Source organism: Streptomyces hundungensis, from assembly GCF_003627815.1.
In the GTDB taxonomy this organism is placed as follows: domain Bacteria; phylum Actinomycetota; class Actinomycetes; order Streptomycetales; family Streptomycetaceae; genus Streptomyces; species Streptomyces hundungensis_A.
The window spans coordinates 8,043,422-8,057,874 of sequence record NZ_CP032698.1; the positions used below are offsets into that span (position 1 = coordinate 8,043,422).

Annotated in this window: 14 protein-coding genes and 1 pseudogene; 6 read left to right on the forward strand and 9 right to left on the reverse strand. The window is 69.0% G+C overall.

Annotation, left to right across the window (positions count from 1 at the left end):
* Positions 1-48: 48 nt before the first annotated feature.
* Both DWB77_RS35790 and DWB77_RS35800 read right to left on the reverse strand, forming a co-directional pair.
* The gene (locus tag DWB77_RS35790) at positions 49-669 is read right to left on the reverse strand and encodes a hypothetical protein (RefSeq protein WP_120726763.1); all 621 of its coding nucleotides are present in this window, start codon (positions 667-669) and stop codon (positions 49-51) included.
* A gap of 778 nt (positions 670-1,447) precedes the next feature.
* Entirely contained in the window at positions 1,448-2,263 is an 816-nt protein-coding gene (locus tag DWB77_RS35800; RefSeq protein ID WP_120726767.1) for a hypothetical protein, read from the reverse strand.
* Between the two features lie 364 nt (positions 2,264-2,627).
* Here DWB77_RS35800 and DWB77_RS35805 point away from each other — a divergent pair, with 364 nt between their 5' ends.
* A complete protein-coding gene (locus DWB77_RS35805) occupies positions 2,628-3,059 on the forward strand; it encodes a hypothetical protein (protein WP_246033757.1) in 432 nt (143 codons plus the stop codon).
* A gap of 172 nt (positions 3,060-3,231) precedes the next feature.
* On the opposite strand, the gene DWB77_RS35810 is transcribed toward DWB77_RS35805, so the two are convergent.
* The 4 genes and pseudogenes from DWB77_RS35810 to DWB77_RS35825 all read right to left on the reverse strand — a co-directional run bounded on the left by DWB77_RS35810 (position 3,232) and on the right by DWB77_RS35825 (position 6,770).
* Positions 3,232-4,515 carry a peptide ligase PGM1-related protein gene (locus DWB77_RS35810; RefSeq protein WP_120726771.1) on the reverse strand — a complete coding sequence of 428 codons (1,284 nt, stop codon included), beginning with the start codon at positions 4,513-4,515 and terminating at the stop codon, positions 3,232-3,234.
* Between the two features lie 315 nt (positions 4,516-4,830).
* Complete coding sequence (locus DWB77_RS35815) at positions 4,831-5,124, reverse strand: hypothetical protein (protein ID WP_120728619.1); 294 nt, start codon at positions 5,122-5,124, stop codon at positions 4,831-4,833.
* Between the two features lie 63 nt (positions 5,125-5,187).
* Positions 5,188-5,394 (reverse strand): hypothetical protein, encoded by a 207-nt coding sequence (locus tag DWB77_RS35820; RefSeq protein WP_120726773.1) that lies wholly within the window; start codon positions 5,392-5,394, stop codon positions 5,188-5,190.
* A 158-nt stretch (positions 5,395-5,552) separates the two neighbouring features.
* Positions 5,553-6,770: pseudogene (locus DWB77_RS35825) on the reverse strand (cation:proton antiporter).
* Positions 6,771-6,908: 138 nt separating this feature from the next.
* Here DWB77_RS35825 and DWB77_RS35830 point away from each other — a divergent pair.
* Positions 6,909-7,340 (forward strand): DUF7144 family membrane protein, encoded by a 432-nt coding sequence (locus DWB77_RS35830; protein ID WP_120726775.1) that lies wholly within the window; start codon positions 6,909-6,911, stop codon positions 7,338-7,340.
* 157 nt (positions 7,341-7,497) lie between these two features.
* Here the strand turns inward: DWB77_RS35830 and DWB77_RS35835 are convergent, their stop codons facing one another.
* The gene (locus DWB77_RS35835; protein WP_120726777.1) at positions 7,498-8,733 is read right to left on the reverse strand and encodes an FAD-dependent monooxygenase; all 1,236 of its coding nucleotides are present in this window, start codon (positions 8,731-8,733) and stop codon (positions 7,498-7,500) included.
* A 124-nt stretch (positions 8,734-8,857) separates the two neighbouring features.
* Here DWB77_RS35835 and DWB77_RS35840 point away from each other — a divergent pair, with 124 nt between their 5' ends.
* Together DWB77_RS35840 and DWB77_RS35845 are read left to right on the forward strand one after the other, a co-directional pair.
* Entirely contained in the window at positions 8,858-9,562 is a 705-nt protein-coding gene (locus DWB77_RS35840) for a TetR/AcrR family transcriptional regulator (RefSeq protein ID WP_120726779.1), read from the forward strand.
* Between the two features lie 255 nt (positions 9,563-9,817).
* Positions 9,818-10,021 (forward strand): hypothetical protein, encoded by a 204-nt coding sequence (locus DWB77_RS35845; protein WP_246033758.1) that lies wholly within the window; start codon positions 9,818-9,820, stop codon positions 10,019-10,021.
* Positions 10,022-10,467: 446 nt separating this feature from the next.
* Here the strand turns inward: DWB77_RS35845 and DWB77_RS35850 are convergent, their stop codons facing one another.
* Positions 10,468-11,661 carry a PP2C family protein-serine/threonine phosphatase gene (locus DWB77_RS35850; protein WP_120726781.1) on the reverse strand — a complete coding sequence of 398 codons (1,194 nt, stop codon included), beginning with the start codon at positions 11,659-11,661 and terminating at the stop codon, positions 10,468-10,470.
* Between the two features lie 990 nt (positions 11,662-12,651).
* On the opposite strand from DWB77_RS35850, the gene DWB77_RS35855 reads away from it, so the two are divergent.
* Positions 12,652-12,990, forward strand: a complete 339-nt coding sequence (locus DWB77_RS35855) for a MerR family transcriptional regulator (RefSeq protein WP_120726783.1) — start codon at positions 12,652-12,654, stop codon at positions 12,988-12,990.
* 267 nt (positions 12,991-13,257) lie between these two features.
* Positions 13,258-13,461 carry a cold-shock protein gene (locus DWB77_RS35860; RefSeq protein WP_120726785.1) on the forward strand — a complete coding sequence of 68 codons (204 nt, stop codon included), beginning with the start codon at positions 13,258-13,260 and terminating at the stop codon, positions 13,459-13,461.
* 280 nt (positions 13,462-13,741) lie between these two features.
* Here the strand turns inward: DWB77_RS35860 and DWB77_RS35865 are convergent, their stop codons facing one another.
* Entirely contained in the window at positions 13,742-14,254 is a 513-nt protein-coding gene (locus tag DWB77_RS35865; RefSeq protein WP_120726787.1) for an EF-hand domain-containing protein, read from the reverse strand.
* Positions 14,255-14,453 lie beyond the last annotated feature (199 nt).

Consider the following 14,453-nt stretch of genomic DNA (forward strand, 5'->3'; position numbering starts at 1 on the left):
GGGCCGGGCTCCCTGCACACTCGGTCACACACGCTGTTGCCTGGTCCGTCACGGGCCAAAGCTGGGATGCGTATTCCATTCACGGGACCTCGGGTCCCAGGAAGCATCAACAATCATCCCGTCCTTGATGGTGACGGCGTGCCAACGATCAGAGATCCAGCGGACGGTTGCCGGTACGTCTCCGAGCCCGTCCAGTCCCGAGAAGTCGATCTGAGGCAGCGCGGTCAACGCCGCGACCGGTGTCCAGTCGCTTATCTCAATCCGGGAACCATTTTCCGACGTGACGCTGAGAGAAGAGGGGCTACGGGGACTGGTTCCTCTGCGCAGGATCGCGGGTCTGGGGATACGGCTCAAGAGGGGTGGCAAGGCCTCTCGTATGCGCCCGCCCAAGTCGGTCCCCAGCTGGCTGGCTACCGCTGTGACGAACGGTGTGACCGTGACGGCAACCAGCACCTCAGGCAGGCCCATCATGGGGTACATGCCGCGAGCGTGAGCCTTGGCGATCGCCGCACCTAGCTCTGCTCGAGAGCAGTAGTCGGTGACCTTGTCCTGCTCCGTCATGTCGCAGCGCTTCTGTTCTCGGTATCCCTCCAACGTCGTTCTCTTCGCCTCAAGTTCCGCCAGGCGCTGCCGCAGCCTGCGCTCCGTCCGCCACCGCTTGAAGAACACGCACCCCCCCGTTCGTATGGCGCCCTGATTCCCCTGATCTTCTTGACGTGCTGGCTCCCTGTGAACTCTCCCCCTCCCAGTACGTCATGAAGCGTGCGCATGGGGCCTGGGGGTGGTCGAGTTGTAGGGGGGCGGGCCAGGGCGAGACCGGATCGCCGCCGCTGCCCTCGCACCCCGGAGGCGCCGTGACCCAGCAGTCTGCCGCGCAATCGGCCCGGTCGGTTCTGGCGCGGGAACGCAGTACTCCTGATGGTTGGGTTCCGGTTCATGAGAGGGGCTGGCGGGGTCTGTGTGAGGGGGCTGCCCGCTGGGCTGTCCTCCCGGTCTGGGCGGGGATGCGGTCGAGCCCGGGTTCGGTGCGTGCCTGCCAGGCCTCTGGCATGGGCAAGTTCGGAAGTCGTACCTTTTTCCGCGAGGCCACCGCGCATTGCAGTCGGTGGTTCGCAGGGCTCAGCAGCCCTTGTCGAGGGGGCATTCATGAACAACGACTACGAGCCCGTCTTCAAGCGCAGCAAGTGGGGGACCAACCGGTACGCCTACAACCCGCACAACCCCGTGGGGCTCGCACTCATCGTCATCAGCCTCGCGCTTGTCGTCGTCATGCTGGTCATGATGGGGAACCGGGTCGGCCCTTTCGCGCCTCCGGCACATGAGCCGTCGAGTGTTCCGTCGACACCGGACCACCACTGGTCCGTTCCCTCGACGGACACAGGCCCCGGCGCCGGCACGTATCCGTCCATTAACCACAACCCGGTTCCTTCTGCGTCGGGCGGTCGAGTCAGTGGGCCCAGGGCAGTCGAATGGCCTCCAACTCCGAGTCGTTGAGGAGGGCTTCGACGAGGGAGGCCGGCCCGGCGAGCTTTGTGGCGCACAGGTCGTAGTCCGTGCACAGGACCCAGGAGCGGTCCTGCGCCCAGAAGTTGGACGGAGTCGTCCACTCCTCTTCCGGGTGGTCGTACAAGGCCTTGGCGTCCGCGAGCCGGCCGGACCGGACGTGCAGATTGTCGAAGTCTTCGGCTCCTTGCCCCAGTGGGGTGTAGTAGGCGAGGCACCGGGTCTCCGCGCCCTGCGGGTTGTGCATGGTGAGGATCTCGACCAGCCGGTTCCAATCGGCACGGTCCAGGCTGCCCTCGGAAGGACCGGTGATGCCTACGGGCCAGCCGGCCCGCTCGCGGAGCGAAGGGAAGCACGCGTAGCTGGGCAGGCGGCCCTCCTCGGCCACGGGTTCGCCGGTCCGCCGAGCCAGCTCTGACCAGCGCAGGCGGCGCCACCGTGGTCCAGGGTGCTCGCCTTTGGGCGGCGCGAAGGTGTCCGAGGGATCAGCAAATACTTCGGCGGGATCGAGGCCCGGGATGATGTCGGAGCCGCTGCCCTTGCTGTTGAGGAAGGCGCGTCGGTACGCGACGTATGACATGTCGAAGGGCCCGAGTTCGTGTTGGTACATGGAGTGGAGCACCCAGGCCGCGTCGGGCAGCGCCGGTGGCATGAACCCGGTGAGCCCGTTGCCGTCGGTCAGTTCCCGCAACCAGTGCGTCTCCGTGGATGCGGTCTGCGGCCAGCGAGCGGTCGCCAGAGCCGCTGCGGTCTCGTACATCAGCTCAGGGTAGGGGTACGAAGTCCGGTGCTGCTCAGGCCGGCTGCGGCCGTTCCTTCCGGTCAGCAACAGGCGTTGTGGCAGGGGCGGGCAGGTCCAGGCCGAGGTCGACGCGGCGGGTGACATTGACTGGGACATCTAGGTCGACTCCACCGCCGTGACGGCGCATCAGCAAGCGATCGGCGCCCGCACTGACCCGCCGGCCGCGCCCGCCTCAGAAAGGGGGGCGAAGTCCCAGAGCACCAGGACGAACATGACCGACCGGACAAGTCCTGGGCGGCGGACTCCGCGTACGGAAGGCCCCGACGGCTCCGGATCCGAAACTGCATTGCCCTCGGTGCCCGGCACGGTGTGACATGTGGGCATGAGCAGAATGGCGCAGGTCATCGTGTTGGCACGGTACGAGGACGAGGTGATGGAGCCGCTGACCCGGCCGGACGAGGCTCGTACCTGGAACGGCTGCTTTGTGCAGATCCCCTGGTTCGTAGGGGGCTGGCACATCGAGTTCGAGCGGTGGAACCGGCGCCGCGGCGTGATCAAGGACCTGGAGTCCCTGCCGTGGAACGAGCCCGCCTGCGTGCAAGTCATGCTGCACGATGAGGACGACGACCTGTTCGGTCTGTGGATGTTCCGCGACGGGGTCCTCGTCGAGGTGGGCATCCCCGGCACCCAGCGGGTGCACATCGCTGCCCCGCCCTGGGACGCGGATCCCGGCTTCCTGGTCCGGACCGGTCTGGGCAGGGGAGAGGACCGGCACTCGCCACAGCATGTACAAGACCCGCGGTCGTGCTGGTGACTGGTCCAGACTGAGGCCGGACCAACTGCTGAAGTCGCCGTTACCGGCCGTGCCCGGGGCGGGACCGGTTTCATCTGGCTCCGAACATGACCGGCCGGACAAGTCCTAGGCGTTCCGAACGGCGAGTGGAAGGGACGTCGAGGCTCGCCTCCCGCCCGGCACCGGGTTCACGTCAGGCACCCGCTTCGAGCACCAGTGCCTGGGCCACTCCCTCCTCCCGCTCCCGCACTCCGTCGGCGTGGGCAGCGATGACGGCGTAGCGCCAGGAATGGCCGTCCGGGGGTGCGTCCGCGTAGAGGACGACGCCCTCGCCACGGGCCGGGTCGAAGGCGAGTTCGCGTTGGCGCAGCCGGCGGAGAGCGTCTTCGAAGCCCAAGGGTCTGAGTGTTCGGCCTTTGGAGACCGACCATGCCGGTTGGGCGTTCGATGATCCCGCTGTGAGCCGGGTGACCATGGCATGCGGCGTGGTGGTGGCGGTACGGCGGACGTTGCTCTCGCTCGCGTACAGCACGCCGTCTGCGGCGACCAGGGCGTCCAGTCCGAACGGGCCGAGGTAACCCAGATCCGAGAGATGACGGCCCAGTTTCATCCCCCACTCCCGCAGTTCGCCGGCCACGTGCGCGCAGGACGGGGGCAAGGGGGAGGCGTACCCCGTGAAGGAGCCCCGCACGGTTCGCATGGCTCCGCTGAACAAGGCGCGGGTTCCCGAGGAGCTGTTCTCCATCTGGATGCTCACCGACTCGGCCACGTCCACGCACTCCTCCACCACCCACACCCCCTGCGGCCCACCGACCGGGTCCAGTACCAGGCCCGCGGTCGCGAGGTCGTCGCGTCCGACGAACCGCAGACCGTGTCCTGCCGCGGAGCGGTCGGGCTTCACCACCACCCGTTCGTACTGCTGGAGCATCTCGCGCACGACCGTTTCCACCTCGGGGCGGCGGCAGACCCGTCCCGCGGGCAACCGCATGTCCACCTGCTCGGCCGCATCGCGGAAACCGGCCTTCGTGTTGAGCAGCATGGCCGCGCTCAGGGCGCCCGCGGCGGCGTCGATCGTGGGGTACGGATGAACGGTGACCGCCAGGTCCCGGGCGAAGCCGAGAGTGGAGGCGTCCAAGGCCGTGGGAAGCAGGGCCGCACCCTCAAGCGCACGGGCCAGGACCCGTACCTGTTCGACGAGCCCCGCCTGACGCACCGCCTGCGCGAGGGCAACCGCACCGGCCGGCGGCACTTCCACGACCGTCGCCCGGCCGACCGCTACGCCCGTGTGCTCCGCCACGTAGGTGAGGAACTCCCTGCTCAAAGCGCCCGGGGTCACGAAAACATCCTGCGGCCGCAACAACCACGCCTTGCGAGGCGCCTGATGCGCCCACTGCTCCAGTACGTGGCCTTCGCCGAGATCGACCGCGAGATCGGACAGGAAGTTGGCGAAGACGATGACGGGGCCTGCCTCGTTCACAGCAGATCCTCTCCTCGTGGGCCGGCCGGCTTCTGTTGCGCGGGGCGGGACCGGCCGGGCACGGTGGACCGTACTTCGCCCCCCGGTCCGCCCTCACCGGAAGCCGACTCAGCCGACTCTGCCATCATGCCGCCACGGCCGCGTTTCCTCCCGGCAGGGTCTTGAGCCTTCGGCCTTGAGCCTTAAGCCTTGACAGTGGCAGATCCGCCTCCCTGCTTACGGGCTCTGGAGCGCAGAGTTCCTGCGATCGGGCAGCGGAGGCGGCGCTGCCACACCCCCGCTGGTCACACGCGGCCTCGCCCCGACTCAGGGTGCTTAGGCGTGCGCGTGACCCGGTGCGGTGGTCCTGCGGGGAGCGGCGTGGTGGGCGACGCGCGTTGCACTGCGGGCCTGGAGGCGGCGCAGCCACACGGATGACAGGCCCAGAAGGCCGGTGAAGATGGCCAGGAACAGGACCGACGCCCACATCTGTCGGCTGCCCGGTGACTGCCAAGCGGTCGAGGCGGTTGATGCGGCCCACAGGGCGAGGCCCAGGGCGTAGAAGGCACGGACCTGGCGCAATTGCCGCACGGCCCGCAGGGACATGACGAGTTCGGTCTTGGATGCCATGCCGAACCGTCTACCCCCGGGGGCCCCGTTCAGCATCTCGGATTCCGCATGTCGGATTTCGCGTTACTGCCGCGGCTGTCCGGGCGCCTGCCCGTCACCGAGCCCTTCGACGGTGCGCCGCGCCGCCGCGCCCTGGTCGTCGGCCAGCCCGCCCTCGGCGGGCAGGCCCAGCGCGGCGCCACAGTGCTTGCACAGTTTGCCGTCCTCGGCGGGCGTCCCGCACGCCTTGCAGAAGCGGTTGCCATCGTTGTGCTGTGTCTGCTCAGCCATGAGACCTCCGGGGGATTGGTGCTCCATCTGGTGCGGAGTACCCCCTTCCGGTGGTGATGAACGGGATGCCGGATCCGGTGGTGATGAACGGGATGCCGGAGCCGGTGGAGATCACGGGATGCCTGAGCCGGTGGAGATCGGGAGATCAACGGCGTGGCTCACCAGGGCTCCGCGCTCTCGCTGGCGGCTGACGGCCGTGTGGCCGGCTCGCCGCCGCGGGCCCTGATCCGCAGCGCGATGAGAGGGAAGGCGAGGACCGAAACCATGGCCGCGCCTACCAGGGCCGCGGCTTCGCCGCTGGTGATGGCCTTGTCGTCGAGGCAGATGGTGGTGATGGCGACGACGAGAGGCAGGCACGTCGAGCCGTAGAGAAGAAGCGCGAGGCGGTTGTGGCGCGGTAGGTCGGGTGGTGCCAGGGCGTACTGGGGCAGACCGCGGACGAGGAGGAACAGCGCCAGCAGCACGGGGGGAGGGCGAGGGGCCGGCCGCCCGCGAGCAGGGCGTCGAGGTCGAAGTCGATGCCGGTGACGACGTAGAAGAGCGGGACGAGGAAGCCGAAGCCCATCGCCTCGACGCGGCCGAGGACTTCGGAGCTGCTGTCCGGAGCGGCGCCGTGCAGGATCAGCCGGGGTGATCACGCCGGCGGCGAAGGCTCCGAGGAGGGTGTCGATGCCCAGGACTTGTGAGAGGCCGAGCATGGCGGCCAGCAGGAGCATGACGTACCGGACGGCGAACTGACCGCCGCTGTGCAGGGTCTTCCTGATCAGGTGGGAGAACCGGCGGGGGCGGGGCCGCAGGGCCCACCACACGGCGGCGGCGGTGATGGCGGCGAACGCCAGGAGTACGGCGGTGGATCGGCCGGGGGCGCGGCCGCTGAGCAGGAGCGCCATGGCGATGACGGGGCCGAACTCGCCGACCGCGCCGAAGGCGAGGACCACCGTGCCGAAGCGTCCGCGCAGATCGCCGGAGTCGCGCAGGATCGGCAGGACCGTGCCGAGGGCGGTGCTGGTCAGGGCGGTGCCGATGACGAAGCTCTTGGTGGTCTGGGCGCCGGTGAGGGCGAAGGCGATGCCGAGTGCGGCGGCCAGGGAGATGAGCCAGGCGGTGACCGAGCGGCGCAGGGTGTCGCCAGGGACGGCGGCGAAGTCGATCTCGTAGCCAGCGAGGAAGATGAGCATGGTCAGGCCGAGGTTCGAGAGGGTGTCGATCACCTGGTCGTGATGCGCCCAGTCGAGGACGTCGGGGCCGACGAAGATGCCTAGCACGATCTCGAAGATGACCAGGGGGACCGGGATCCACCGCCGCACTCCGTAGGCGAGCAGGGGCGCGAGGACGGCGATGGCCATGAGCAGGATGAGCGTCCCGGGATGCGACATGTCTCGTATCTAAATAATCTTGCGCAAAACGGACAACTCGGAGGTGGGCTGCGTCGAGCGCCGGGTGGCCCGCTCCGCCTGAGTCCACGTCTCGGCCCTCCTCGACCTGTCCCGCATCCCTGACGGAGAGAGTTCCCGATGACCAGAACCACACCGTCCGACGCCTCCGCACACACTCCGTTGGAGCCCAGGGGCTGGGCCGTCGGGGGCACGTTGTTCGCCGGAGTCATGCTGCTCGTCGAGGGCATCCTCGGCGCCTTGGAGGGGATCGCGGCGCTGGCCAAGGACGATGTGTACGCACGCGTGGGTGACTACGTGTACAAGTTCAACCTGACCGCCTGGGGCTGGATCCACCTGGTGCTCGGCGTACTGCTGGCGGTGGTCGGCTGGGGACTGCTCAGCGGCCCCCGGCCCTGGGCGCGGGTGCCGGCGCTGATGCTGGCGAGCCTCAGCCTGGTGGCGCACTTCCTTTACCTCCCCTACCAGCCGTGGTGGGCGCTGATCGGAATCGCGCTGAGCGTGTTCGTCATCGCCGCCCTGGCCAGCGACTGGCGTCCCGAGACCCGATGACGTCTCTCGCGGGCGGGGGCAGAGCGCCACGATCCGGCCGGTCGCCCATGGGGGCAGCATGCCGGCGAGGGGGTAGGCAAAGGCCAGAGCGCCGAGTACGGCCCCGCGTTGCGAGGGGGGCATGATCAGCCCCCCCGCGACCGGGTGGTCGGTCCCGTTAGCGGCGTGCTGTCCGAGGGCTGACCTGTCCGCCCACGGCACTGATTGCAGCGGCGTTGGACGGCCCGGCGGCGTAATCCGGCAGATCGACGCTGCTGACCTGCTTGCCCATCTTCAGCATCCTGTCGAGGATCCAGCGCCGGTTCAGTAGCCCGTTGCGCACCCGCAGCCCGGTCGCGGTACCGGGCGCCAGGAACGGGCCGGTGCGGTCGCCGCCTTTCTGGCAGCCCTGGGCGTAGTCGCGCAAGGTGTGCTCGTAGCGGGCGAAGGCGGTGTGGTGGTCGCCACGGGCCCGGGCCAGCTCCCCGGCCAGGACGTACGCCGCCACCACGGCGGTGCCGGTGCCCATGCCGCCGATGGTGGCCCCGCAGGCGGCGTCGCCGAGCAGGGCGACCCGACCGGAGGACCAGGCGGGGACGTCGGCCCGACTGATCGAGTCGAAGTACAGCTCGGGGGCCTGCTGCAAGCTCTCCAGCAGCCTGGGCACCTCCCAGCCGAGGCCTGCGAAGGCGTCCTGGATCAGCTTCTTCTGCTGCGCCACGTCGTGGCGGTCGTAACGGAGTTCGGGCGAGGCGAAGACGAAGAAAGCACCCGCCCTGGTCGGGTCGCGGTGGTCGGCGCCGACGGCCGCAAGCCGGCCGGGGACGTTGAGGCCTACTGAACCGGTCGGCAGACCCAGGTAGTTGGGCACCTGCCAGGTGGCCGCGTAGTAGCCGAGGTGGCGGACGTAGCGCTCCTCCGGGCCGAAGGTGAGCCGTCGGACATGGGAGTGCAGCCCGTCGGCGCCGATCACCAGGTCGAACTCGCGTGGCGCGCCGTGCTGGAAGGTCACCCGGACACCGGTGCGCGTCTCCTCCAGGGCGGTGATCGAGTCGCCGAATAGGTACTCGGTGCGCGGGAGGCTGCGCTGGTGCAGCACCTGGGCGAGCTCCCCGCGCGGGACCTCGACGTCCCCGCCCGCGAAGTCGGCCGGCAGGTGGAGGATCTGACGGCCGCGCTGGTCGACGAAGGTTATCGGGCTGCCGCCGGTATCGAGCGCGCGCAGCTCGTCGAGCACGCCCATCCGCTCCAGCACGGTCAGATGGGTCTGGCCGCGGAAGTCGACCGCCTGGCCGCCGCCGCGCAGGGCGGGGGCCAGCTCGACAACGGTGGTCTCGAAGCCGTATCGCCCCAGCCAGTAGGCCAGCGCGGGGCCGGCGATGCTCGCGCCCGAGATCAGGACCTTCGTGCTCACGTGAACCACTCCGTATGAGTCCGTCGAATAACTGCGTCTGGTGGACACGGTTTATTTCTGTGTACGGTAGACGCAGTTAGGTCGCCTCGCAAGGGACAGGCGGAAACGCGGGACGGAGCGGGAAATGGGCGAGGAAACGAACGAGGCGGTGCGGTTGCTCTGGGGGCCGCCCGCCAAGCCGTCCAGGGGGCCGAAGCCCGCGCTGAGCCTGGCGCGGATCGCTGCGGCGGGCGTCGAGATCGCGGACGCCGAGGGTCTCGGCGCCGTCTCGATGCAGAAGGTGGCCGGGCTGCTCGACTTCACCAAGATGTCGCTCTACCGCTATGTGCCCGGCAAGGCAGAGCTGGTCGCGCTCATGGTGGAGGCCACGATCGGCGGACCGCCGTCAATCGTGGAAGGGCTCGGTTGGCGCGAGCAACTAACAGCCTGGGCAAAAGAGTTGACGAGGTCGTTCACCGAGCACCCGTGGCTGCTCGACGCCACCGTCGGCCCGCGGGTGATGGGCCCCAAGGAACTCGGCTGGCTGGAGCGGGTGCTCGCGGCCCTGGACGGCCACGGGCTGACCGGCCCTGAGCGGATGGACGCCGCGGTGCTGCTGGCCGGGCATGTCCGGGGCATCGCCGAGCAGGGCCGCGCAACCCGTCCGGGCGGCTCGCCCGAGACGGACCTCCTGGCTGTCCTCGGCCCCCTGGTGCACCAGCACGCCGACCGCTTCCCCGCGCTCGCCGCGGCCATTGCCTCACAGGACGGCCGGGATCAGGCGCTGGACTTCGGCCTGGAGAGGATCCTCGACGGTCTGGAGGCCCTGATCACGCGCCGCGCCGGGTAACGCGGCGAAGATCAGCCGCGACTCATTACAGGTGGCGCCGTGCGCAACGCGGCGCTGGCCCCCTCGCTGCTGATCTCCCCAGCCCGATCCTCGTCGACGTGACGGGGATGCACCGCCACACCCCACGCCGCTGGGTCGCCTACGCCCGACGCGGCTGGGCCGAGTACCTCGTTGCACGTGTCCGGGAACAACGACAGGGTGTTCGCGAGTAGGGCTGGTCAGGGACAGGATGCAGCGGCTGAAGATCGCCCCCGAGTGTCCTCGAACCTCTTCCTGGAGGACGGCACGGCCGTCGGGCGGGCGCTGATCCAGTTCGGCGACACCGCTGACGGGTTCATCGCGCACCTCACGGTGTACTTCCCGACGTCCTGCCCGCAGGACGTCCTGGACCACCATCGGCGCCACTACGCGGTCGAGTTCAGGAACTGGATCATCGCGGCGGCTGAGGCGCAGGCCTGACGGACGTTGGCGATACTCGCCGTCGGGCCGTCGGGCCGTCGGGGCCGGTTGCAGGCGACCCCCGCGTCGCCGGTCGGACGGCGGGCGGCACCCGGGTGATGGGGGCGCCGTCATCGGTCGGATGCCGGTCGGCACCCGGGCGATGGGGACCCCTCGTCGCCGGTCGAATGCCGGACTGCTCGGCCATTACGAGGCTGTAGGGCCCGCCCGCCTGCTCAGATCCCAGCCGCCCGCCCCCCAGGCGATTAACGGCCGGCCTCCGCCAGCAACCCCGGCTCTCGACGCTCGCCCGACTGGCTCCGCGCCTCGGCCGACAAGGGGCCACCCCTCTCCGCCTCTCCGCCGACCGTTCGCAAGCCGACAGCGAGGACGGCGGGCCCCGGGGAGCGGGGGAAGGGACCCCGCCGAGCCCTGCGCGCGCCTCGCTCGTTTCCTCGAACGGCGGGTCAGATACCGGCGCCGCCGTCACCGGTTTGCGGGCGCGGGCCGTGCCAGTCGAGGCACAGGACGGTGGCGTCGTCCTGAACGTAGTCGTCGCAGGCGTCGCGGACCGCGGTGACCATGGTCCGTACGACCTCGCGGGGGTGCTCGACGGCGGTGTCGCGCATGAGGCCGCGCAGGTCGACACGTGCCGCTTTGCGTTCCTGCATCCCGTCGGTGAAGAGCAGCAGGCGGTCGCCGGGAAGCAGGTCGAGGTCCTGCACCTCGTAGGCGCTCTGCACGGGCACGCCGAAGGGGAGGTTGACGTGCAGCTTGAGCTCCTCGACTGTGCCGTCGCGCAGCCGTAGGGGCCAGAGGTGGCCGGCGTTGACGAGCTGGGCGCTGCTTCCGTCCAGGGCGATGCGCAGGAGCTGGCCGGTGGCGAAGGTGCGGCGGCCGTGTTGGAGGAGCGCCTGGTGGGTCTGGCGGGCCTGTTCGGCGAGGTCGGCTCCGGCGCGGCGGGCGCCGCGGGAGGCGTTCACCAAGAGGGTCGCCATCAGTGAGGCGTCGACGTCGTGCCCCATGGCATCGGTGATGGACAGGTGCAGGGTGTTCTCGTCGAGGCTGTAGTCGTAGGTGTCTCCGGCGATGTCGGAAGCGGGGACCAGCGCGCCGGCGAGGGCGAATTCGGCGGACTCGCACGAGGGCGCCGAGGGCAGCAGCTGGCGCTGGATCTCCGCGGCCAGAGTGACTGAGGCGGTCCGGTTTCCCCAGTGGTACAGATCGGTGAAGCGGCGGTCGGTGACGATGATGTACGCCAGCGCGTGCGCGACCTCCTCGACCTGCTCCAGCACATCCTGAGTCGCATGGGTGAGGCGTACTTCCAGTACCCCGATCGCGTCACCGCGGTTGGAAACCGGCGCGAAAACACGCTGCTCACGGGAGCCGTTCGCGACCGTGACCACCTTCTGGGTGCGCAGTACCTCGTTGTAGACGCTGCCGTCCAATGGGATTTGGTCAGCGCCGCGCTCCTGCGGTGCCGTCCCCTCTTCGTTGACACGCAGCAGCCGTCTGCCGACGACGTCGACAAACAGGAACGACACATACCGTGCGTCGAACCGTTCCCGCAGATTGTGCGCCACCACGTCGAGCGAGCGCATGGGCGGTGCGGCCTCCGCCGCTGCGAGAACCTCGGCCAGTCCGATCCGATCACGCTCCACAGCGACCTCCCTAAGTTCCGGACCGTTCTCCTTCCCCCTCACGCTGAGACATCACAGCGACGTGACATGCGGAAGGCCACATCGGCCCTCCGCCGGGGTCTGACAGACAGCTCGTGATCTGTGCGTGCCGCGGTCTTGGCGGGTACTCCGTGGGTACTCCGGCGGGCCGCCTATGACGGCACTTCGCCGGGCCGCCCGGGCGCCCACACGTGTCTCTGTTGGAGGACGGTTACCTCTCGGTCGGGCGCAGGAAAATCTGTTCCGGCCGGAGTAGACATTGGGCGGTGGTGTGGTTATGGTTTCTCTCGTAGTCGAGATCGAGCAGGGCCCGGCAGACACGAACTGCCGGGCAGCAGTACCCGCAAGTGCAGTTGCAGGGCGGTGCGGTGGTGGAGTTTCGAAGCCAGGGTTTGTTGCAGGACGGCGACGGGACTGACGACCGGACCGGGCGGCCCGCAGTGATCAGGGGCCGCCACCAGCAGTACCGCAGTGGCAGTACGAGTAAATGCAGTACGCAGTACCCAGCAGTGAAGTGAAGTGAGCGGTACCTCGGTGAAGGCGTCGGCTGCGGGCGCGCGCACCGGGAGGTTCGGCAGTGGGGTTCTAAGCCAAGAGCAGATGCAGGACGGGCGACGGGGCTGGCTGCCGAAGGTGGCGCTAGGAGAGGCCACCAGCAGTACGCAACACGCAACACCAGCAGTACACGCAGTTCGAGGGTTGATTCACCCAGAGGGAAAGAACGGAGGAACGCAGCACCGTCAGGATCGCCCGGACGTCACGCGAGTCCGGGTACCGCAGGACATCGATAGTGAGGTGGTCTGAGGTCACGCATCCGCGATCCCCGCACACGCCGCGCATCCCCCGGTGGCGGTGCGAACAGAGAAGGCCGGCGCAGTACCAGGGCCGGCAGATGGTGTAGCAGTTCCTTCGGGGCCCGGGTGCCAGCAGTACGGCACCCGGGCCCCTCAACGCGTTTCACAGAGAGGTGCAATGACAGCAGACGATTCCTTCGGCCGGCTCGATGACGACGACTACCCCGCCTACACCATGGGCCGTGCCGCCGACATGCTCGGCACCACCCAGAGCTTTCTCCGCGCGATTGGTGAACACCGCCTGATCACCCCGCTCCGCTCGGCCGGCGGACACCGCCGCTACTCCCGCTACCAGCTGCGCATCGCCGCCCGCGCCCGCGAACTCGTCGACCAGGGCACTCCGATCGAGGCCGCCTGCCGCATCATCATCCTCGAAGACCAGCTCGAGGAAGCCCAGCGCATCAACGCCGCATACCGCGACGCCGCCGGATCGGAGAGGCCGTCCGCCGTGGCGTGAACCGAGACCCGCCCACTTCCTTCCCGGCGGGCCGACCCACCCGGACACGACCCACCCGGATCCGGCCCTCAGCGAGACATGCGCACGTTTCCTGTGGTGACAGCGCGTGCGGGCGGGTAGCGTTCGTGTCAGCTGTCGTGGTTCGGATTTTCCCTTTGCCCACGCCGTAGGCGTGGGCGCTTTGCTGTGCTGTGCCGCAGGAACCAGGGCGATCACCTCCGTCTTCCGCATGGTGTGGGAGACGTACTCGACTGGAAGGCATCAGCTATGGCTACGGGAACTGTGAAGTGGTTCAACGCGGAGAAGGGCTTCGGCTTCATCGCTCAGGACGGCGGCGGCCCGGACGTGTTCGCCCACTACTCCGCGATCAATTCCTCGGGCTTCCGTGAGCTCCAGGAGGGCCAGATGGTGACGTTCGACGTCACCCAGGGCCAGAAGGGCCCGCAGGCCGAGAACATCAGCGTGGCCTGACCCCCTCACCACGCCGGCGCCACGGAACACGAGGTGTTCTCGTGGCGCCGCAGGTCCTCAGAGAGTACTGGCCAGGGCTGCGCAGCCGTCGCTGTGCAGCCCTGCCGCCCTGGCGAGATGCACGGGCTCCGCACGAGGGAACGCGTTGGGGAGCGCGCACATGGGCGTGCGCACACGGGCGTTTCGCTACCCGGACGGCGGCGAACTGTTGAAGCGAACTGCGGCAGGGACTAGACCAACTTGCAGTCCGGGAGTCGGGTCAACAGGGCGGCGCCCACGGTCAGTTGTGGGCCGGGGCGTGGAGAGCGCGCGCCATGGGCGAGGCCCCCTCGGTGACGAAGGAACGGATCTGCGCCAGGTAGGCGTCGCGGTCGATCCGGCCGTCGCCGTCCTCGTCCAGCGCGTCGAAGGCCGCACGGGCGTTGTCGGCGGGATTACCCAGGGCGTGGCGCAGCCGAGTGAACTCTGTCCGGTCGAGGTGTCCGTCGCCGTCGGTGTCGGCCAGGTCGAACAGCGATCCCAGAGCCGGCCTACAGACCTCGTCGAAGGCCTCCTCGCCCGCCCACGCCTCGTACTCCGCGAAGGTCACCCGTCCGTCCTGGTCCGCGTCCATCGACGCGAACACCCGATCGTGTGCGGTACGCGCCAACGACAGGAGCGGGTCTTCACCGTCCCGGCCCAGTGCCTGCGCTGCGCGTTCGGGCCGGGCAAGGTACTCCTGGCGAGAGATGACCCCGTCGCCGTCGACGTCCAGCATCGAGAAGATGTGCCGCTTAGCCGTGATCGTGTCCACCGGGACCCTCATTCCTGTGAGAAGCCGAAGAAGCAGCGGGCACCGCTGCTCCCACCACGGGAACGATCACCCCGGCACCAGGTCACCGTGCGCTCGATCTCCCGGATCTTCACCCCGCCCCTGAGGCCGCACTGCCCGAGGGGCCACGGCAGCCACGCCGAGCACACAGGCCTCCGCGCCCTGCATGTTGACCGTGTGC

Coding starts and splice junctions, on each gene's coding strand:
- DWB77_RS35805 (WP_246033757.1), top strand. CDS start 2,628: ATGAGCAGAATGGCGCAGGTCATCGTGTTGGCACGGTACGAGGACGAG.
- DWB77_RS35840 (WP_120726779.1), top strand. CDS start 8,858: ATGGGCGAGGAAACGAACGAGGCGGTGCGGTTGCTCTGGGGGCCGCCC.
- DWB77_RS35820 (WP_120726773.1), bottom strand. CDS start 5,394: ATGGCTGAGCAGACACAGCACAACGATGGCAACCGCTTCTGCAAGGCG.
- DWB77_RS35830 (WP_120726775.1), top strand. CDS start 6,909: ATGACCAGAACCACACCGTCCGACGCCTCCGCACACACTCCGTTGGAG.
- DWB77_RS35860 (WP_120726785.1), top strand. CDS start 13,258: ATGGCTACGGGAACTGTGAAGTGGTTCAACGCGGAGAAGGGCTTCGGC.
- DWB77_RS35815 (WP_120728619.1), bottom strand. CDS start 5,124: ATGGCATCCAAGACCGAACTCGTCATGTCCCTGCGGGCCGTGCGGCAA.
- DWB77_RS35855 (WP_120726783.1), top strand. CDS start 12,652: ATGACAGCAGACGATTCCTTCGGCCGGCTCGATGACGACGACTACCCC.
- DWB77_RS35800 (WP_120726767.1), bottom strand. CDS start 2,263: ATGTACGAGACCGCAGCGGCTCTGGCGACCGCTCGCTGGCCGCAGACC.